At 45.4% G+C, this 20,412-nt stretch carries 21 protein-coding genes and 2 pseudogenes; 9 read left to right on the plus strand and 14 right to left on the minus strand.

What is annotated here, in order from left to right; genetic code table 11:
• Window positions 1–9: 9 nt before the first annotated feature.
• The 4 genes from BM200_RS05710 to BM200_RS05725 form a co-directional block, all read right to left on the minus strand.
• Window positions 10–1,170, minus strand: a complete 1,161-nt coding sequence (locus tag BM200_RS05710; protein WP_091182316.1) for a Ger(x)C family spore germination protein — start codon at window positions 1,168–1,170, stop codon at window positions 10–12.
• Window positions 1,171–2,700: a spore germination protein gene (locus BM200_RS05715; RefSeq protein ID WP_091182319.1), complete on the minus strand. Its 1,530-nt coding sequence runs from the start codon at window positions 2,698–2,700 to the stop codon at window positions 1,171–1,173.
• Between the two features lie 130 nt (window positions 2,701–2,830).
• Window positions 2,831–3,400, minus strand: a complete 570-nt coding sequence (locus BM200_RS05720; protein WP_091182453.1) for a TetR/AcrR family transcriptional regulator — start codon at window positions 3,398–3,400, stop codon at window positions 2,831–2,833.
• Between the two features lie 35 nt (window positions 3,401–3,435).
• Window positions 3,436–4,608, minus strand: coding sequence for a YbfB/YjiJ family MFS transporter (locus BM200_RS05725; protein WP_175532746.1), 1,173 nt, complete (start codon window positions 4,606–4,608; stop codon window positions 3,436–3,438).
• Window positions 4,609–4,751: 143 nt separating this feature from the next.
• Here BM200_RS05725 and BM200_RS05730 point away from each other — a divergent pair, with 143 nt between their 5' ends.
• Window positions 4,752–5,627, plus strand: a complete 876-nt coding sequence (locus tag BM200_RS05730) for a LysR family transcriptional regulator (protein WP_091182462.1) — start codon at window positions 4,752–4,754, stop codon at window positions 5,625–5,627.
• A gap of 11 nt (window positions 5,628–5,638) precedes the next feature.
• On the opposite strand, the gene BM200_RS05735 is transcribed toward BM200_RS05730, so the two are convergent.
• From BM200_RS05735 to BM200_RS05760, 6 genes are all read right to left on the minus strand, one after another.
• Window positions 5,639–6,715: an NAD(P)H-dependent flavin oxidoreductase gene (locus BM200_RS05735; RefSeq protein WP_091182464.1), complete on the minus strand. Its 1,077-nt coding sequence runs from the start codon at window positions 6,713–6,715 to the stop codon at window positions 5,639–5,641.
• Window positions 6,716–6,891: 176 nt separating this feature from the next.
• Window positions 6,892–7,215 (minus strand): NIPSNAP family protein, encoded by a 324-nt coding sequence (locus BM200_RS05740; protein ID WP_091182466.1) that lies wholly within the window; start codon window positions 7,213–7,215, stop codon window positions 6,892–6,894.
• Window positions 7,216–7,312: 97 nt separating this feature from the next.
• Window positions 7,313–8,056 (minus strand): SDR family NAD(P)-dependent oxidoreductase, encoded by a 744-nt coding sequence (locus tag BM200_RS05745; protein ID WP_091182468.1) that lies wholly within the window; start codon window positions 8,054–8,056, stop codon window positions 7,313–7,315.
• Between the two features lie 60 nt (window positions 8,057–8,116).
• A complete protein-coding gene (locus BM200_RS05750; RefSeq protein WP_091182469.1) occupies window positions 8,117–8,656 on the minus strand; it encodes an NAD(P)H-dependent oxidoreductase in 540 nt (179 codons plus the stop codon).
• A gap of 22 nt (window positions 8,657–8,678) precedes the next feature.
• Window positions 8,679–9,008, minus strand: coding sequence for an NIPSNAP family protein (locus BM200_RS05755; RefSeq protein ID WP_091182472.1), 330 nt, complete (start codon window positions 9,006–9,008; stop codon window positions 8,679–8,681).
• A gap of 277 nt (window positions 9,009–9,285) precedes the next feature.
• On the minus strand, window positions 9,286–10,104 hold the full coding sequence (locus tag BM200_RS05760) for an EcsC family protein (RefSeq protein ID WP_091183543.1): 819 nt from the start codon (window positions 10,102–10,104) through the stop codon (window positions 9,286–9,288).
• Between the two features lie 187 nt (window positions 10,105–10,291).
• On the opposite strand from BM200_RS05760, the gene BM200_RS29635 reads away from it, so the two are divergent.
• The 4 genes and pseudogenes from BM200_RS29635 to BM200_RS05780 all read left to right on the plus strand — a co-directional run bounded on the left by BM200_RS29635 (window position 10,292) and on the right by BM200_RS05780 (window position 13,045).
• Complete coding sequence (locus tag BM200_RS29635; RefSeq protein ID WP_139230754.1) at window positions 10,292–10,591, plus strand: hypothetical protein; 300 nt, start codon at window positions 10,292–10,294, stop codon at window positions 10,589–10,591.
• Window positions 10,546–11,468: pseudogene (locus BM200_RS05765) on the plus strand (spore germination protein); the annotation flags it as partial. The gene BM200_RS29635 and the pseudogene BM200_RS05765, both read left to right, overlap by 46 nt.
• 251 nt (window positions 11,469–11,719) lie before the next feature.
• The gene (locus BM200_RS05775) at window positions 11,720–12,307 is read left to right on the plus strand and encodes a Ger(x)C family spore germination protein (protein ID WP_483869915.1); all 588 of its coding nucleotides are present in this window, start codon (window positions 11,720–11,722) and stop codon (window positions 12,305–12,307) included.
• Window positions 12,308–12,394: 87 nt separating this feature from the next.
• Entirely contained in the window at window positions 12,395–13,045 is a 651-nt protein-coding gene (locus BM200_RS05780) for a GerAB/ArcD/ProY family transporter (protein ID WP_091182479.1), read from the plus strand.
• 55 nt (window positions 13,046–13,100) lie between these two features.
• On the opposite strand, the gene BM200_RS05785 is transcribed toward BM200_RS05780, so the two are convergent.
• From BM200_RS05785 to BM200_RS05800, 4 genes are all read right to left on the minus strand, one after another.
• Window positions 13,101–14,315 carry an MFS transporter gene (locus BM200_RS05785; protein ID WP_091182482.1) on the minus strand — a complete coding sequence of 405 codons (1,215 nt, stop codon included), beginning with the start codon at window positions 14,313–14,315 and terminating at the stop codon, window positions 13,101–13,103.
• Between the two features lie 240 nt (window positions 14,316–14,555).
• Window positions 14,556–15,140, minus strand: a complete 585-nt coding sequence (locus BM200_RS05790; RefSeq protein WP_091182484.1) for a TetR/AcrR family transcriptional regulator — start codon at window positions 15,138–15,140, stop codon at window positions 14,556–14,558.
• Window positions 15,141–15,217: 77 nt separating this feature from the next.
• On the minus strand, window positions 15,218–16,000 hold the full coding sequence (locus BM200_RS05795) for an SDR family NAD(P)-dependent oxidoreductase (RefSeq protein WP_091182487.1): 783 nt from the start codon (window positions 15,998–16,000) through the stop codon (window positions 15,218–15,220).
• A 143-nt stretch (window positions 16,001–16,143) separates the two neighbouring features.
• Window positions 16,144–16,524: an iron chaperone gene (locus BM200_RS05800; protein WP_091182489.1), complete on the minus strand. Its 381-nt coding sequence runs from the start codon at window positions 16,522–16,524 to the stop codon at window positions 16,144–16,146.
• Between the two features lie 166 nt (window positions 16,525–16,690).
• Between BM200_RS05800 and BM200_RS30780 the strand changes: the two genes are divergently transcribed.
• The 4 genes and pseudogenes from BM200_RS30780 (at window position 16,691) to BM200_RS05820 (ending at window position 20,406) form a co-directional block, all read left to right on the plus strand.
• Window positions 16,691–16,936 (plus strand): spore germination protein, encoded by a 246-nt coding sequence (locus BM200_RS30780; protein WP_091182492.1) that lies wholly within the window; start codon window positions 16,691–16,693, stop codon window positions 16,934–16,936.
• Between the two features lie 15 nt (window positions 16,937–16,951).
• Window positions 16,952–18,136, plus strand: a pseudogene (locus BM200_RS05810) (spore germination protein); the annotation flags it as partial.
• Entirely contained in the window at window positions 18,133–19,293 is a 1,161-nt protein-coding gene (locus tag BM200_RS05815) for a Ger(x)C family spore germination protein (RefSeq protein ID WP_091182497.1), read from the plus strand. The pseudogene BM200_RS05810 and the gene BM200_RS05815, both read left to right, overlap by 4 nt.
• A 24-nt stretch (window positions 19,294–19,317) precedes the next feature.
• Window positions 19,318–20,406, plus strand: coding sequence for a GerAB/ArcD/ProY family transporter (locus BM200_RS05820; RefSeq protein WP_091182500.1), 1,089 nt, complete (start codon window positions 19,318–19,320; stop codon window positions 20,404–20,406).
• Window positions 20,407–20,412 lie beyond the last annotated feature (6 nt).

Consider the following 20,412-nt stretch of genomic DNA (forward strand, 5'->3'; position numbering starts at 1 on the left):
TTAGATCTCCTATTCTTGTTTTTCGAGGATCGAATGAACCATTCCAGCTCCATTGATGGTCAGGTTGACATCAACGGATATACTTGCCTCCTGGAACTGCGTATCCCATTGATTTCTCAGCTGCCTCCACTTCCCCGGATTGTTCTTATAAATTTCTTGGCCAAACCCCACGCTATCCACCTTGTATTTCTTCTGGAATTTAAACAATAGTTGTTGAACACGGTCTTCAACCGTTTCCTCCAACGCTTTTTTAATGATTTTCAATTGTTCCGGATCGTCGATATCGAGGGTGGAGTTATTTTCTTCTATAACCCCGGTACCCTCCAGAAGGATCTTGAATTTTATAGAATTACGCTCAATCTTAGTTTTTATTTTACTGTCCGTATGGTTCAACATCATTCCAACTTCCCCATTATCCTTGGGTAGTTTTGTCGTAATCCGACCAAACTTCAGCTTGTCTGTTACCCACATCATCGCTAGCGTTTCATTTTCATCCAGTATGCCGGCTAATTTGAGATCTTTTAATACACCGGTTCCCGCAAATTTGAATATTTGCTCATTCGGATCTTTGAGATGGTCTCCCAATTCAACTGCGCCTAAAACAGGCTGGATGCCTTCACTTTGATTCATAATAAAAAAGTCCCTCAAGGTTACGGCTAAATCGTCTCCAGAAATTTGCATTTCATTAACTGCCTCTATCGGTACTTGCTTTAATGGGTATTTCAATTCAAGAATATTCCGCGCTTCGCCACCCTTAACCAACACAAGATAAGTCTTTAGGCGGTTTCTCGGGTCATGAGTAAAGACATCGAGCAGTGCATCATGAATACCCTGCTTGGCCAAACGCTCACTTATAAGCACAACACTGCGATGAGAGAAAAATAGTCGACGAGAGCTTTTTTTCTGAAGCGATCGATGAATTTCCGTTCCGTTTTTCCCCGTTGCCGTTATGACATAAAAATTGCCCATGTGACCGCTCCCTCCACTGCTGCCTCCTCCTTCTTTTGGTCCAGGTATGGCGATTTGCAGAGTACAGAGAAGCTTGCCATCCTCCGTCAGGTCTAAGGCAGTACCGGTCACAAAGGCAAGATCATTAATTTCCATGCGATCCCAACATCCGCTCACGATGAACATAACAAGGAAGAGAAAAGTACATTTCAGCGTTCTCAATTAATCTCCCTCCTCATGTTCAGGTGTTATCTTATAGCGAGACTTCATGCGAATGGGCAGCCTGATAAGAACATCCTTAAAGGCAGACATCTTAAGCGGAGTGACCGGAGAAAAGTAAAGAGCTCCGAAGGAACGCAGCGAAGTCACATGCAGCATAATTCCTAGAAAACCTAAAACAATGCCATAAAGGCCTAATGTACCCGCCAATATTAACACGGGAAAACGAAGCAGCCGGATCCCGTTTCTTAAACTGTATCGCGGAGTCGTAAACGTTGAAATCCCGGTGATAGACACGATTATGACGACCGGAGCAGATATTAAACCGGCCTGAACAGCTGCCTGTCCGATGACGAGACCCCCAACGATCCCAATCGTAGGACCGATCTGTTTAGGCATGCGGAGTCCGGCTTCCACCAGGGCCTCAAACATGATTTCCATTAATAGCGCTTCGATCATCGCTGGAAATGGAACGGCTTCCCTTGAGGCGGCAATACTCAGGACCAGATTAGTGGGAATCATCTCTTGATGAAAGGTCGTTATGGCTACATACAGCGCAGGAGCAAATATGGCAAAATGGATAAACAGGAACCGAACCCATCGGACAAAAGTAGCGATTGGCCAACGAATATAGTAATCTTCACTGGACTGAAGTCCCGTCCAGAACGTCATTGGAACAATAAGCACGTAAGGACTCGTATCAACAAGAATAGCTACTTTTCCTTCGAGTAATTCAGCGGCCACCACATCCGGACGTTCCGTACTATGGACTTGGGGAAATGGTGAATACGGCTGATCCTCAATAAACTCCTCGATATAGCCGGAATCGAGTACTCCTTCTACTTGAATGGAGTTCAATCTCGCTCTCACTTGTTCAACGACCGATTCCTGGGCGATTCCTTTGAGGTAGGTCATGACGAGACAGGTCTGAGAATAATCTCCCAACGTAATACTCTCCGTCTTTAACTTTGGAGTTTTGATTCTGGCGCGGATCAGCCCCAGGTTTGTTGAGAGATGTTCAATGAAACCCTCTTTAGGGCCGCGAATGACCGGCTCGGAGGAAGGCTCTTCAATACTTCTTTTGGCTAATCCCGGAATACAGACGGTTACCACTTTGCTGCTTCCTGCCGTCAGTATCGCCGCGTGACCTTGAAAAAGCTTCGAAACGGTTTCGGATATATGATCAGAGACGCTCGTAGTTCCAACAGAGATGAGTTCACTTGTAAGCTCTTCTGCATTTACATGGCATTCATCCTGCGCTGAACTCGTCACCAGCGGCTTTAATACATGCTCTTCAAGCAATTGGTTATCGATCAAGCTATCTATGTAAATAATAAGCCATTTACGGTTATGGTTGACGTCGATCCTGCGGTATTCGATATCAAAACAATCCTCGAACATTTCTTTGATACAGCTTTCGTTCTGCTCAATATCCGAAGTAAACGTTTTATCCATATCTTCCTGCAGGATGGAGCTTTTGTTTTTGAGAATTTGTTTGTATCTGGTGGTTGTTCCTCTTTTAAACCTCCTCATGAAAGCTCCTCCCCGTTGGCCAGATCACCCATTTATAATCCATTCCCATAGTATGGATAGGGAATCTCAAATTATTCAGATTGGAAGTGCTGCGATCAGGTTATAAAACAAAAAATCCGCCTTACCCTTCTCAGGATAAAGCGGATATTAAATCCTCGGCAATTCTATTAAACCTGCTTGCGTCCCGGAAGCTTCTTGCAAGCAATTGCCCACCTTGCAGGGTGGCAAGGAATTGATGGGCTCGCACATCTGCGGTACCTTTGAACTGTAGATGACCTTCACTCCGCCCTTGCTCTAATACCTGTTCCAGCCATGATAAATTAGCGGTGAAGAACTGGGCTAACGCTTCACGAACTTTCTCCGGTAAGGTGGACAGGTCGCTAGACAGCATGACACTGAGACAGGTGCAGTAATCTTGTACAGGCGCTTGATAAATCAGAATGTATTTGCGCAATTTGTCCAAATAATTCGGAGTCTCCGAATCGATCTGGGCAGCGGTAGCGTGAAACTGCTTGAGATACCGTACAATGAGCGCTTCTCCCAAATCCTCCTTATTGGGAAAATGGTAATGAATACTTGCCGTACGTATCCCTACTTTTTCTGCGATATGCGCATAGCTGAAACCGTTAAACCCGAATTCCTGTACATACGACTGAGCCGTATCCAGAATAACTTCTGAAGTATTTTTTGATTTCGTCATATGGTTATTCTACCTTTTAGTAGATTGTTTTTCGATTATTCCGCAAGGGTGAGCAGCTTCCGCTCGGCACTGCCGATACCCAGAGGCAGACTCAATGCCCCCAATAAGACGATAAATGCCGCCCCGATTAAAGCCATGAGATAGCTGCCATTACCCGAGATCAAATGACCTGCAATGAGCGGTCCGATGATTTGCCCCAAGCCGAAGAAAGTGGTTAATAACCCTATCGTTTTTCGATTGTTCTCTGGATATAGATCCTTGGCAAAAGCGACAAACAACATCGTGATGCCCATAAAGGTTGCTCCAAACAAGAGAGCGCCAATGAGTATGGAGGCTTTAGAAGGCAATAGCACCGGAATGGCAATACCGATGGATTGCATGAGCATCGCGACCGTCAAAGTCCATTTCTTCCCCCATCGGGAGGCAAGCATCGACCATAGGATGCAAGAAGGCGCTGCAGCGAGACCAACCAGCATCCAGCTAAGCGACGCCATATTCGGTATGCTCGAAACGGTCTTTGCGTACGCTACGAGATAGGTGCCCGTTACAATGTAGCCCAAGCCTTCCAGGCCATAAGCAATCATCAGACAGATCAATATCCGTCGAACAGCGGAAGATGGATATTGCGGAGGATAGGTCACCGTCTTTGTACCGGAATGTCTACCTCCTAACGAATACCAGGCTGCCAGACCCAAGATCAGACTGATCAAACCTAGGCCTTTCCATACGTCGATCCAATCGCCATTTCCATTTCCGGAAAGCAGCGGGACCGAAAATCCGGTCAGTAGGATGCCTGCCCCTACCCCTCCGTAAAATATGCCGGCTTGTATCCCGGATAAACGATCCATGACTATGCTGGAGGCGATGACAAATACAGCCGCGCTTGCAAGACCAGATAAAAACCGAAGCCATAACCAAGCATCCAGACTGTTGAATTCCCCCATTCCCCAGGTAGTCGCAATACTGATCATTAACCCGGCGAACAACAGTATGGAACGGTTTTTAACTTGGACAAGCGTCAAAACAAATGCGCCGATTAAATATCCCAAATAATTGCTGGAAGCCAGATAGCCCGCACCGGCCGCAGAGAACAGATGATGCTCCATCATAATCGGAAGAATCGGAGTGAAAGCGAACCTTCCGATTCCCATAGCGACCATCATGGCTGCTATGCCTCCGAGGAGAACCATCCATGTGTGACTTCTCATATGCATTCCTCCTTTCTTTTCGATTCGATGGACAAGCCTATTCAAGTTACTGCGAGTTTGTTATCATATATAATTAAATAATAATGAATTTCATATCTCATTTTTTGATACCTAGGACATTCATTACTACATAGGAGGCTATTATGGACATTCAGTTGCTCAAAGTATTTTCCACCACCGCCAAGGAAGGGAGTATCTCAAAGGCGGCTCAAAAATTAAACTTTGCCCAATCCAACGTCACTCATAAGATTCAGCAGTTGGAGGCCGATTTACAAACCCTGTTATTTTACCGCCACAATCGAGGGATCACGCTAACCCCTTCCGGGCAAATCCTGGTTTCCTACGCGGAGAAGATCCTGCATGTCATTCAAGAAGCCAGATCGGCTGTTGGAGACTCTTCCGTTCCAACGGGCCCGCTCTATATCGGGTCATTGGAAACCACTGCCGCCGTTCGGCTACCCGTTCTGCTCACCAAATATCATGCCGATTATCCGGCCGTCGATTTCAATCTCATTACCGGTCCTACGGAGCGGCACCTTCATGCCGTTCTTCGTTATGAGCTGAATGGAGCATTCGTGGCCGGCCCGGTAGAGCATCCTGAATTGGTTCAGGAGAATGTGGTTGATGAGGAACTGGTGCTTGTCACTTCAGCCTCCCACCCTCCCGTTCAGACCGTTCATGATGTGCAGTCACGAACGCTGCTCGTATTTCCAAGCGGATGTTCCTACCGGGCAAAATTAAATCAAATGCTACACGACGAAGGTATATTGCCCGTTAAGCTGATGGAATTCGGATCGCTTGAAACCATCCTCGGTTGTGTTGGGGCCGGCCTTGGCATTTCTCTGCTGCCGCATTCCATCGTATCCGAGCAGGAACAGCAAGGCCAAATCCGCTGCCATAAGATCGCGGGCATGCATGCCATCGTCACAACCGTCTTTATCAGACGCAAAGACGCTTTAATAACACCTGCCTTGTCCACCTTCCTGTCGGAGATGCGAGCCCATTTCAATAAGGATTGACGGCTGGTGCATTAATGGATTATAGCTGCCGCCTGATTCATAATGTCGTCAACGATTTGTTTGGCTGTTAGATCAGCCGTCAGCATCCTCGTTCCCTGCCCCGCCCATAAGGACAAATACTCCGCCTGCTGCTTCTTGCCTGCCGCATTACGGATATCGCGTGTGACGGTATTTTGTGTAGGAAAGGCAAGAGGAGCGATGCCGCTTGCTTCCCATTGCTGAATAAAGGCATTTTTGATTCCGCGGGCCGGTCTTCCCGAGAATGCTTTGGTGAGCACCGTACTTTCTTCGTCACTCTCAAGCAAAGCCTTTCGATATGCCTCATTCGTTCCGGCTTCAACGGCCGTCAGGAAGCGGGTTCCCATCTGCACCCCTTGAGCACCAAGTACCAAAGCGGCCGCGACACCTCGACCGTCCATAATACCGCCTGCCGCGATTACGGGAATCGTCACGCGGTCTACAATCTGAGGGACAAGAGCCATCGTTCCGATATTCGCTCCCATGGGATGTACATCAATGGCAAACGTACCGCGATGGCCGCCTGCCTCGCTGCCTTGAGCAACGATGGCATCACAGCCATTCTCCTGCGCAAGCAGTGCTTCCCGTACGGTCGTGACCATGGACACGACCTTCAGTCCAGACGATTTGGCCGCCTGCATGAGTGGAGCAGGCAATACACCGAACGCCGTGCTGATTACCGGCACCCTCTCTTCCAGCAGCACTTCAAACTGCTCCTCGAACCAATTAGGAGTATGCACGTCATTTACCGCTGAGATTGGAATATCCAGTTGATTACGAAATTTGTTCAGCTCGCTCTGAACCTCTTGCATTCGCGAATGGTCATCACCGGGTCGAGTGACAAACAAATTGACTCCAAAAGGTGCCGCGGTTAACTCCCTAATGCGGCGGATAGCCGTTCGGATATCTTCCGGCTCCATGTAGGCCGCCCCCAGAGTGCCAAGTCCGCCCGCCTCTGATACGGCTGCCGTCAGTTCAGGTGTAGAAGGACCGCCTGCCATACCGGCAAGAAAGAGTGGATATCTGATTCCAAATTGTTCGCACAGAGCGGTCTGCAGCGAGATGTGCATAAGGGTTCACTCCTTTATCATCGAATCCGCATCCTGTTGCCGTGTATCTTCCTACAAGAAGTATACCTCCAAACTGCAATCGTGAATAATATAGAAACATGCTATCTGATATCCCAAATTGAGATATCAGATAGCATGCTAATCATTCGATAAGGGTAAGCGAAATTCCTACAGCCTTATACGGTTTGGAAAAATGGAGCCTTATTCATATAGATAACTTCAATTTTTTCATACAGAGGACCGTTTGCCTCCGTTTTCTCCACAAGGGCCAACCATTCGGGATCACCCAAAAAGGCCTGGAAATTTCGTTCGCGCGAAGCCATGTCCGGATGCTCAAGAATGTAATACAAACGGTTTTTCGAATCGTCCGCGTCCACCCAAAACTCCGTTACTTTCATATCGTGCTCCGTAAAAAGTCTTATCGTATTGTACTGGAATCGATCCAGTAACGTCTGCATTTGACCCGGTACCACGTCATAGATCCGAAGCTCATACAGCATGATTCCTCATCTCCTCTTCTCCATTTTGGTTACCCGAATAAGTTTCACCTGTTTGATGCAGGTTAAACCTGTCCGGCGCTTGTGATCTGCTTCACTCTTACCATTGACCGGCGTTTTGACCGCCATCAACATGAATAACCGCTCCTGTTACGAATTGGGCCGATTCCAGGTAAACGATAGCGTCAACAATTTCCTGAGCTTCGCCCATTCGTCCCATTGGGTGTAATTTTGACAAGAAGTCATGGGTTTCTACCGCATGCATTGGCGTCTTGATTACACCTGGTGCTACTGCATTTACGCGAATACCCTTGTCCGCATATTCAATTGCCAGCGACTTCGTTGCTGTCGTCAAGCCCCCTTTGGTCAATGCGGCTAGTACCGATGGAACGGATTTAATCGGCTGTTCCGAGGCTCCGCTTGCTGTGATATTGACGATGTGTCCGGAACCCGATTTCAGCATCTCCGTTACCGCACGCTGTGTAATATGGAAGAACCCGGCCACATTGGTGGACAATACGGATTCAAACTCTGCTTCCGTGTAGTCGTGGAATGGTTTCGCCAGAAAAATGCCCGCATTGTTCACCAATGTGTCGATACGGCCAAAACGCGAAAGTCCTTCGTCGATTAAACGTTGCGCGATTTGGGGATTTGAGATGTCGCCGGCAACATAGGCAACGTGTACGCCTGTAGGATTGATTTCCTTGGCAGCATCAACCAGTGCCTGCTCGCGACGGCCATTAAGGACAACATTAGCTCCTTGCTTTACCAGTTCGACGGCTACAGCTTTACCAATCCCGCTGCTCGCACCTGTAATGACGGCTACTTTACCTTGAAATGTCATATTTTTCATTCTCCTTTTTTAATACCTATTAATAGGTAGGTAATTAACTGAAGTCTTCCCTTAAGCGTACACGACCGGCTTAACTGTTTTTAAATAATGAACATAGTCGATTCTGCTCTGTGCCAAACGTTCATCAGAAAGGTTAGATACATCGTTCAGCGTAAAGTGAGGCAGATAAGAAGCACTGATAAAATGAGCGGTAGCTTCAATTGGACGCAATATTTCTTGTACGGTAAAACGATTAAACCCGGCCCGTTGATACGATTCTTCGGAGCCATATGTCGAGACCGCTACGCCAATTTCTTTGCCTTTTGTTTTATCGCCATCCGGTCCAAATGCCCAGCCATATTGCAAGACGGAATCAAACCATTTTTTGAGCAAGGCAGGCGTGCTGTACCAGAACAACGGGAATTGGAAAATAATCCGGTCATGCGCTTCCACCAGCTGCTGCTCTTTTGCTACATCGATATTTTCATCCGGGTAAGCTTTATATAGTTCGTGAACGGTAACGTCACCTTGATTTTTCAGTTCTTCTACCCAAGCTTTATTTACGCGGGATGCTTCCATATTCGGGTGAGTTACGATTACGAGTGTTTTCATTGTTAGTTGCTCCTTTTGATTGTTATTTGTTTTTGTTTTCGAAAAAAGATACATCTTTCATATAAATACTCTCTTGCTTGGCCACCAAGGGTCCGTCAAGCTCTGTCACCCGTCTCAATTCGATCCATTCAGGATCATTGCGGAAACGGTCATAATTCAAATTGCGCAATTCCATATTGGCGTGCTCGACAATATAATAGAGACGATTATATGTCTCATCGAAATCTTCCCAGAACAGTGTCACCTTCATGCCATGCTTCATAAATAAGTCAATAACATGATTCTTGAACCTGTCTTGAATGACCTGCATCTTGCCCGGATGTATATGATAGATGCGCAACTCGTACAGCATCGCTTCACCTCCTTCTGATTTTATACCTATCAATAGGTAGATAAATGAGATCGTATAGCTTGTTTTGATGGGATCATCTTGCCCGCTCCTTTATATTACTGCATCCGACGTATCGTGCATAATACAGAATAGAGATGATGCCCATCTGAAAACTTAATACCTGAAAGGAGGAATGAACATTCAGCCGCGAATAAAGCCGCTTACAGGTTTGGATTAGACCTATTTAGCGGCTTTATTTCAAGTTGCAGAAGACGAGAAGTACAGTCCCTCCTCTTCCCTATTCGTTTTCTTCAGCAGCTTTCATTTTCTCGAGAATTCTGCGTTTCCGGTACATGATTTTGCCCGTTTCAGTGACATCCTGCAGGGTTGAACGGTTCAGATAGGCACCGAACAGGATACCCGCAATCGGAATCATCTGAAACATCTTCTTCCATCCAAAGTTATCCCGGTAAGATAGCATGACCTCACGCCAGCCCTGCAGCTGTGACAATACCTGCCCGCTTTGCTCACCAGAATGGAAAGCAGCCAGATCATCAAGAATGGCTTTCTTCCCGACGATATCGGAGGAGGAAAACTGCAGGCACTTTACAATAAAGATCCGTTCGGATTTCTCGGTCGGGTCATAGCCGTAGCTGATGGCGATCTCCTGCAGTGCTTTAATGGAGATGCCGAGCAGAAGAGGAATATCGATGGCGAGCGTGAAGATACCTCCGATTCCGGTAGATGCCCCCTGCAAAGTAGCTGTATGGCTGCTTGTTTTGCTAATTCTCTCGGCCATCTCATCCATTCTGCTTAATGGCAGCTGTCCAATGCGGTCCAAAGCCGTTGATGTATCCTGTTCTTCATTCGGGAAAAACTTGCGTGCCATCTGCTCCTTGCTGATCAAATAACGTCCGCCGCTCTGAACATAGCTTCCGAGCTCATCCAGAGCTGTTCCTATTTTCTCCTGGATGAACTTCGGAGTTAGCCGGTCCAGGATGGCAAAAGGCAGTCTGCCGATTTTTTCCCAAAAAAACAGATCCTTCTGCTCCTTCTCCCATTGTTCAATTCGTTTTAATTCCAATTTCAAATATTGTATGTCTTCTGTACTTATCATCATGTAATGGACCCCTCGCTCATAATTTTCCTTTTGCCTTACATACTGTAGAAAGCGCTGGGACGTTTCATAAAATTACGGCTAGCCCCGTCCTGCCTAGTTCCATTTGTTAAATTAAGGGTATAACTTCAATGGCAGCACCTCATAATAAGACAAGTTATTTTCTTATAGACAGGTGGTGCGCCTAATGACTCAAAACTTGCATAAAGCCTTAAGTGAGATCTCCAAATCGGTGGATTATATGCAAACAACCATAAAAGTTAACGATGCATGCATTCACTTCTCTTACTTTAGTTCACTTATCAGCCATGAGCAATTTCACCATGATTTGCTCTCTTTTATTCAAATATCAGAATGTGAAATCAAGAGCTTACATGATTTAGAAGCCCTGATCCCCATGGAAACCATCAAAACTTCCACTAACTTTGAGGAAATATCGCAAAGTTTGGCTCGGGCTCCGTTTTTATTCAGCTGGAACCCCATCTAAACGAAGGACTTATCGTGGTTATCGCGGAATTAAAACTCGGTCTTCGGGGGTATAACGATACCGAGAATGAGTTCTCGGTTATCGGACCAAAAGTTGGTTTTGTTGAAAATTTAGGGACAAATTTGACTTTACTCCGAAGAGGGCTTGTTACCGATAAACTCATATATTCAGCCTTATCATTTCTCCTGAAGATTACTATTTACCATGGATCTTGGGTTCGTTTTTTCGGCTTATTCGTTATTTTGGGCTTGTATTCTCAACGCTGGCTACTTCTTACTATGTAGCCATTCTTTCTTTTCATTACACCATTATCCCCAGAGATCTTTTAGGCCCAATTATTGAATCTAGGGTAAACGTTCCCTTCCCTCCTTTGCTGGAAGTTCTGTTTTTGGAAATCGTAGTTGAGTTACTCCGTGAAGCAGGGTCTAGACTGCCTTCAAAAGTCAGTCAGACATTAGGTATTGTAGGAGGTATCATACTTGGGCAAGCGGCCGTGCAAGCCGGTTTAACAAGCAATATTTTGCTCATTATTGTTTCTCTATCAGCTTTGGCTTCCTTTACCACACCTACATTTAAAATGTCCAATACGATACGGTTTTTGCGTTTTCCATTAATCGTTTTAGCATCCTTATGAGGTGGGTTAGGGATAATGATAGGGATTATGTTTATTCTAGGGCATTTACTGCGTTTGAAATCGTTAGGTGCACCGTATCTCGTTCCTTTGTTCCCTTTCCGTTACAAAAGTTTCAGCGACAGCTTTATCCGCTCTTCCTTTTCATTTAGTTCGGACAGAGCTTTATTTAAGCGTCCGCTCTCAAAGAAGAGATACTCTTTACAAAAAAATAAGGATATTGAAGATGATTATAATAACGAATAATGTTGCGCAGATTGGAGAAAGAAATTCATGAAAAGGTACATACTCGCTCTTTTCTGTTGTCTCTTATTATGCGGATGCTCACAAGAACGAATTGTCGACCGGATTAATATTATTCAGAGCATGGGCGTCGATATCGAAGGGGAAACCTATAAGATAAGCGCTTCTTTTCCTGCCTATATTAAAGCTACCCGGGAACAATCCATGTCGCCCATGACCGCTGAGTCGAAAGTTACTTACGGGATTTTATTGCTCTGACTTCCGAGTCGTCTCAACCTATCGAGAGCGGTCAAATGCGTACGCTCGTCATAAGCGAAAAATTCGCAAGTGAATCTATTGCTGAGCTTGCTAACATCATTAATCGAGAATCGATCAAAAGCAGCAATGCTCATATTGTTATAACCAAACAAAAGGCCAGCCAAATCATCTCCGAAACTTTAAAGTCACCGCCATTTTACTTATCGGAGCTAATCGAAAACAACATGTATCACGGGAATACCCCCGTTGCCAATTATCATTCCTTCGTTAATCAATATTATGGAGGAGGCCAGGACGTTTATTTGCCCGTTATCAATATGGATCATGGCAAATTGCATATGGATGGTGTCGCCGTCTATAAAGGGAACGAATTAAAGCTATGGTTAACGAACCAAGAAGGATTGTATTTAAAATTTCTTAGGGACAAATCACTGACCGGCGAATATGATTTCAAAACAAGTTCAGAGGATATGTATTCCTTTCTTATTCTGCATGGCAAGAAAAAATTGAGTATCGCTCAAAACGGAAAAACATCGATAAATTTAAAATTATATTTGCTCTTAGAGAAATTCCAGCGAAAATAAACATTCAGAACGCTCAAGATTTACATGAATTAAAAAAGCTCATTGGAGAAAAATTATCCGCGGAAATGAAAGCAGTGCTTATCCGGTATGATTACTATTCCTTTATTTTTTCTGTTTTACATCCCGTTTCAACAGGGCGATATTCATCATTTAATGCCTGTGATTAACCATACTTTTCTGGATTTGCTTCGAGGGGCTGGATCTTCCAGTTTCATTTTTTTCGGACTTGAGTCTTTGCTTATTTACTTTCCTTTCTTAACATTACCTGAAAAAACCAGAAAATGGGCACATATCGCCTTACTCTACACCACCTTGAAATATGCGGTAATCATCATTGTAACCCTCATGTATTTCAGCCAGGGTTTACTGAAGCATACCCTGTGGCCATCCTTGGCCATGACGAAATTCCTTGAGTTATCCTTTATTGCCAGGTTTGAGTTTCTATATATTTTCATGTGGATTCTGGTTATCATCCCCACGGTTTGCATCCCTATTTGGTGTTGTACGAGAATTATAAAAAGAGTAACGACACTCAAGCCTCGACTGTCCTTGCCTGTTGTTTTAACAGCCCTTTTCATCATTGCCCTTACGTTTAAAGAACGAACAGAGATTGACTCATTAGAGAAATTCGTGAATGTCAAGGGATTGTTATTCATCTTTGCCTATATCCCGTTACTATTTATAATTACTATCGTTTTTTTAAGGTCTAAGTCCACTCAGCAAAAAGATTCACCTTAAACTACTTGCTTCAACAAAGGGATGCCCAAATTGGACATCCCTTTGTCATTCTCTATTAGACTTTAGCAGGTTTTGCTGGAATGGCTTCCGCTTCGCTGGTTTTTCTTATGGTAAACAACAGCGTACCAAGAGCAAGGATGCCAATGATCACGGCCATTAGCCAGATCGCGGGGCTGAAGCCTAGCGTGCTGGAAGCAACTCCTCCCCCATAAGCGCTGGAGCCTTGAAATAAATAGGCGGCGACTAATACGGCTGACAAAAACTGAACGCGATTCTGGACTGGTGAGTTGATTGCGGCAAGCCCGATTGCTCCAGATGCTGAGAAACCATACGCAAGTCCGCCCAGTATAGACGAGCTCATAAATAGCAGGAAAGAATGGGACGCTGCCGCAGAAATGAGCAGAACCATTGCCACTGCAATGGAAGCCATGCCTATACGAATGGAGGTTACAGGCTTTAATCGTCCGGCAATGATTGCACTTACCGAAGCCAGCAAATAGGAAATGGACAATACCGTTCCGATAACAAGTATGTCCTGCGTACCAATGACATCACGGGCAATCTGTGCTCCAAGCGATAATAATACAGCTCCGTTTGCAAACCCCGTACCAATGGCTAAGGCAGCCAGTAGATATACTCTCCAAAGTCCCTTCGGTACTTTTACACCCTGCAGTTTGAATGCAGGTTTTCCGGTTGATTGTGCTGCTGTTTTCTTAGGTAGAAACAAGCAAAGAACGATGCTTACAAGAACAAGTACAGCTAGTACCCAGTAGCTGAAATATAGCGGCGAAGGCGCATATTTAATGAGCGTCGCTCCGACAATTGTAGCAAGGAACAGCCCCACTGCCTGCGTAATGGTGTTTATGGATCCAGGCAGCTTTTTGTTGGAGTAAGGATTATACTCCACAAGCGCTGCTGCTCCCGATCCAGCCGTTAATCCTACCCCAAAGCCTTGTAACACTCGGCCTACAAACAGCCATATTACGTTTTGAGCTGTTGCGAAGACCACTGCCCCGATTAGAAGAAAAATAAGTCCGGTAATTAATGTATTCCTGCGCCCAATGTAGTCGGAAATATTCCCCAATAAGAACAGGACCAAGATGAGGACGATCGGGTAGATCGAGAATATGCCGGTCGTTACAGCTTTGGAAAGATGCCACTGTAAAGCATAGACCGGAAACTCAATAGAAGGTGCTGTACTGGACCACAAGCTGATGGTAAGTACCCATGCGACAATCCAAAAGGATGTTCTTGAAGATATTGTTGTCATGATAGAGCCTCTCTCTCCGTTATCTTTATTTTGACCAAAACTTTAGATGTTATTAAAGAATGAACATTCTTTAAATATTCAAAAAAAAGCTCATTGGCGTCTCGACAACATCATACAAAAACAGCCAATGAACGATATAATTTAAAGAATGTTCGTTCTTAAAATCATTTAAAGACATGATTTCCACATGTCTAAGTATATGAATTTAAGAACGATTAGTCAACTATAATTTTATTCGTATTAGACAAGGATTGACATCGCCACTTTAGCAGCATCCTCCAGTACTTTGCGGTCCGTAGCGATTTTCGCAAGCACATAAAGCCCGTTTCTTGTGTTTAAAAGAAATCTGGCCGCCTCTTGTACGGTGTGTTTTGTTTTCAATTCCCCTCGCTGCTTGGCACGCATCAGAAATTTGTGAAAGTTCATTTCCATATCCAGGGTATACGCCTCAATTCGGAAAGAAACAACGGGATCTACTTTCCCCATCTCCATAGCCGTGTTTGCAATCAGACAGCCTCTTCGTCCGTTGTCATCGCTCATCGCGATATCGATTAATCTTTCAAAGTAGCGCCCCAATACATCTTTTGCAGGTCCATCCTCTTCCAAGATGGTATGCGCACGGTTCTTGGTTGTATCCCGGAACCTGTCCAGGCAAGTCAGAAACAGCTGATTCTTATCACCAAACGTATCGTACAAGCTGCCTCTGTGAACGCCGGTATGTTCGACCAAGTCTTGTATCGAGGTACGTTCATAGCCTTTCTGCCAGAATAGTTCCATTGCCTTCTGCAGGACAGCATCTTGATCAAATTCTCTTGGTCTGGCCATTTCGAATACCTCCTTTTCTCCATCATATCCGTTTAAGAACGATCAGTAAATAATTATTGTGTTCCATTTCTTTCCTGCTAAAGAACGGCCGCCTTACCGCCGTCAATATTAACCGATGTACCGGTTACGTAGGAAGCTGCTTCGGATACGAGGAATGCGATAACATTAGCCGCTTCCTCCGTACGACCGATCCGCCTGAGCGGAATATCATGGCGTGGATCCGCCGCGAATTCGTCCCAAGTCAATTGCGGCGCGGTTGCCTGCCACATCCGCTCGATCTGATCGCTTCTGATCAAACCGATGCAAACCGCGTTTACGCGGATGCCATCAGCGGCTAAGTCCTTACTCATCGCTTTTGTCAGAGCAAGCCCGGCTGCCCGGCTAACAGAAGTAGGAAGCGACGAGCCGGATGGTGTTTTGCCGCCGATAGCAGTGACGTTAACGACTGCACCTCCGCCGTCCTGACGCAAATAAGGCAGTGCTGACCGGGTGAAATGGATTGCACCAAACAGCTTTAAATCCAGATCTGCCGACCAGGCTGCAGCATCCACCGCTTCAAAAGGCTTTGCCGCTGAAGTGCCCGCATTATTGACCAGAATATCAATCCCCCCAAAGCGCTCGGCAGCTGCTGCTACTGCACGCTCTACATCTGCTTCAACAGATACATCGGCCGAGATAATGAATGGCTCTGTACCCGTCTTAGCCGCGATTTTTTCTGCGGCTTCTTTCAGAGAGTTCTCGCTGCGTGCGACAATAGCTACCTGTGCGCCTTCGGATGCCAGCAGCAGAGCCGTTGCAAAGCCGATTCCTTTGCTGCCTCCCGTTATGATGGCTCGTTTTCCTTTAAGTCCTAGCTCCATCCTATATCAAACTCCTTCGTCATGATTTTGTAGTTACACGAACAACCATCTGCCAATCAAGATATTCTTATAATTCCACTTGGGTTTTTTACTTTCCTGCACATCCGACGAAATGATCCTTGCTGGTGACAGAAAACACAACATTAATTATTCGATTTTCGCCAAAAAGTTGTGCAGTCCGCCTTGTCCATCCTGTTAAACTCAATCATCTTCTCGAGCAAGTCGTAATCCACCTGCTTATCCCACCGGATACGAAGCAATAAGTTGGTCTGATCATAACCAGCCTTCTTGATGTCTTCCTCGAACCGAATCATCCCCGCTCTCTCCGGAGCAATCGCCAAATGCTGTTTGGCAACGCTAAAACCGATAATATAGGTGTCATGATCGGTAAACATAGGCTGATTCCAGCCGATTTTCGGAACTAGCTGAGGAAACTTATTGGCTACCCACGTCAACACTTCTTCGGTTCGTTCCCGATGATCCGGATGATCAATACCCGCTAAAAACTCCGTAAAAACTTCCATCATGGTCCCCCTAAACTAGTATTCTATATATTTGTCACTCTGAAGTGGTATCTATTCGTGATGAGGTGACGTTTTTCCTCTCAAATCCTTCGCCTGCATAGGTATTTTGCGAATTGGTTATAATACCCATTTGAATCGGCTGTGAATACAATCGAGGTGATTTTCTATGAATCTGAGTACTAATATTGAGCAGAATGAGGCCTTTTTAAGAGAACAATTTCATCATTGCTCGGACTTCATGATCCGCTCCTTTAAGCTAAAGGATGACACCTTGCTGTTTATCGCTTATTTAGACGGTATGATCCGGGTACAGAGCGTTGAGGAGAATATTCTAAAGCCTCTTATTCTTGGCGAACCGCCGTTAGGCATGGATCGGTTACAATCCCTCACGGAAATGATCAGGAGCAATTAGCTTCCCTTAACGAACGTTCAAACGGATGACAGCACGGAGAAGCTTGTGCAGCATATCCTGCAAGGCAGCCTGGCCGTGCTGGTAGAGGGCGAAGCATCTGCGTTAATTGCCCAGGTTCAGGACTTTGAAACCCGAAGCATACAAGAGCCAAAGAAGGAAGCGGCACTTCGCGGTTCCAAGGAGGGCTTTGTCGAGAGTCTGCGAACGAATACGACGATGATCAGGCGCCGGATTATTCACAAGGATTTAAAGCTTGAATCGTTTACGACAGGCAAATACACACAAACGGACGTTGCACTTGTCTATGTGCAAGGCCTTGCGGATGAGAAAGTACTGGACCAGGTTAGAGAAAAGCTGAGTGGCATTGAGACAGATAGTGTTATCGACTCCGCCTATATCGAGGAATGGATTGAAGGCAACTCCTTCTCCCTATTTTCACAGATTCAAAATACGGAACGTCCGGACATCGTAACGGCCAGTTTATTGGAAGGAAAAGTCGCGATTATAACAAACGGATCACCGTTTGCTCTAATTCTTCCCATCACGTTCTGGTCGGGGCTTCAATCCGTGGATGACTATTTCGAGAGGTTTATCTTTGTGCTTCTTACTCGTACGATCCGTTACATCATGACCTTCATTTCATTCGCTTTGCCCGCCATATACGTTGCGCTATCGACCTTTCATCCGGAGATGGTGCCGAGTTATCTGATGATTGGGATCTCAACGGCAAGGGAAAGCTCTCCGTTCCCGACCGTTATCGAGGTATTCCTTATGCTGTTTGTGTTTGATGCCCTGCAGGAAGCCGGCGTTCATCTTCCCAATCAGTTGGGTCCTGTTGTAAGCATTCTTGGAGCGCTGGTTATCGGACAAGCTGCTGTAGAAGCCGGCATCATTTCAACGCCAATCATTATCGTGGTTTCTTTAACAGGTGTTGCGGCGTATTCGATTCCGAGATACAGTGCCAGTCTCCCCTTTCGCATCATTCGTTATCTGTTTCTGTTCATTACCGGTCTGCTTGGGTTTGTTGGCTTTGCATTCGGCATTATCTTCTTGATGATTCATATGGTGATGCTCGAATCTTTCGGAAGACCATACTTGTATCCGATCGCTCCTTTTGACGGCAAAAGGATCAAAGACATCGTTATCCGCTATCCCATCTGGACTCGGAACGGCCGCAACAAGAAAGGACGGCAGAAATGAGACGTTTTTTTCAAATGGCTTGTCTATCGTTTATTCTGCTCTCCACCTCTGCCGGCTGTACGGATTTTGTAGAACCGAATCAATTAGCTTTTGTTATCGGTACCGGAATTGATGATGCTGGGAAGGACATGCTTGAGATTAGCCATCAGATCGCTCTTCCTTCCCAATTAAGCGGTTCCTCCAAGGGGGGGAGCTCGGGTGATTCGGAGAGCTTTATCGTCATATCTGCCAAGGGTAAGAATGTGTTTGAGGCAAATGAACGAGTCCAAAGAAAGCTGTCCCGCAGACTGATGACAAGCCATCGTACGCTAATCGCAATCAGCCAAGAGTATATTGAGCATAATAATACCAACAAGCTATTTGATAAGCTGAACAGAGACCCTGCAAACAATCAAAGGGATAATATTGTTCTCGTGAAAGGCAGCGCCAAGGATTTCATGAAGATCAAGCATCCCTTGGAGCAGCTCTCCAGCATTGCCTCAAATAAAGAGCTGCAAATCAACGGAATGAACAATTACTCCATAAGACAATTTATCATTGAACATGCTTCAGAAGGAGCAAGAGTTCTTGTCCCCCTCCTGCAGATCGAGAATAATGACGGAAAAGGTAATGAAAAGGGTAATTTAGTCCAATTTGCCGGTCATGCGGTTCTAAATAACGAACTTAAGATAAAAGGAATTCTAGATGATAATGATGGCTTGGAAGCGATTTGGATGCTTGGAAAAGGAACGTTTCAAGGCTTAACGATTCCGTGGAAGAATGGCAACGGCACTCTTTCCTTTCGATTAACTCATCTCGAGCGCCGAATTCATTCGGTTAACGGTAATGATCCCAAGCAAATTCTATTAACCGTTAAAGCCCAAGCCTATCTTCTTGATAATACAACTCCGCTTGATATGTCTGATGTAGACAATATGATTGAACTCAAGAAGTACCTTGATGAGAAAATTCAAACAGACCTGCAGGACACACTGAACAAAGTCCAGCAGTGGGGGCCGGATATCTTTGGTATCGGCGAGTATCTGCATCGCAAGCATCCCTACTGGTGGAAATCGCAAAGAGACGATTGGGATGAGAATTTCAAAAAAATCAATGTTTCTGTCAAGGCAGACATTCAATTAAGATCAACCGGCACAAGTGCCGGCCAGGTGGAGTGATTAACGAATGGGAGGAAACAAAGCATGAAGGTCAGCAGCTACCAATTGTATTGGCTCGTTACGATATCCTCCATCGTTACGACTTCCTACCTTCCCATCCATTTAGCCGTGGAGCAGGCACGCCAGGATAGCTGGATATCCATGCTGCTTGGAGGACTAACTATGCTCTTCGTCACCTGGGTCATTCTTCGGGTGTGCAAACAGCATGAGGATAAAACCCTGGTTACGTTTACGAAGGAGCTCTTGGGCACTGTACTTGGAAAAATACTTGTTCTCGTGTACTTCCTGTTATGGTTCAGGCAGATGACCATGATTGCAAAAGGTACGGTCGACTTTCAAAATTTGGTTATGCTTCACAATACACCGATGGTTTTCATCTTGCTCTGTATGTTAGCTCTAGTCGTATATGCCGTCTACAAAGGGGGGATAACGGCCGTAAGCCGCTGTGCGGAGATTATCGGCCCTATTCTTGTTCTTATGTTCTTTGTTCAGCTATTCCTTAATCCTGAGGATATGAATGTGAAGAGAATTCTGCCTGTCTACGCGGATACCGGTTGGCTGGCCATCCTGACAGGTGCGTTTAACTCTTACAGTTACCTCACAGATCCCACTATTGCGCTTATGCTGTTCTTTTTTGCTGAGAATAAACGAACAGCTTCGCGGGCGGTCATTTGGGGAACTATGACGACGATTGTTTGGGGTGTGCTGGCTACGATAGTTTTGATGTTTGTTACCGGACCTCAAATTGCCTCTCAATTAGTTGTCCCGGTCTATTCGCTGACAAAATATATCTCCATTCTTAACTTTATTCAGAATATCGATGCTTTTTATATTCCTTTATGGCTGCTTGCCGCGTTCATTAAATTATCCCTTTGCTTGTTTATCTTGAGTTACGGATTATCCGAATGGACCGGCTTCCGGAATTGGAAGCTGATCGCTTGGATAGTTACAAGTGTCTGGTTCGTATTTTACATCTACAGTAACCACAATATTCGCCTTTCCTTCACCCTAAAGAGCATGTACCTCAACGGTGTGCTCTACCCTTTTGTTTACCTTGTGATCCCCCTGATTTTATGGATGATCGGAACCATAAAGCAACGGAGTAAAGCATAAGAGGCA

This window comes from Paenibacillus catalpae, from assembly GCF_900112695.1.
Classification (GTDB): Bacteria; Bacillota; Bacilli; order Paenibacillales; family Paenibacillaceae; genus Pristimantibacillus; species Pristimantibacillus catalpae.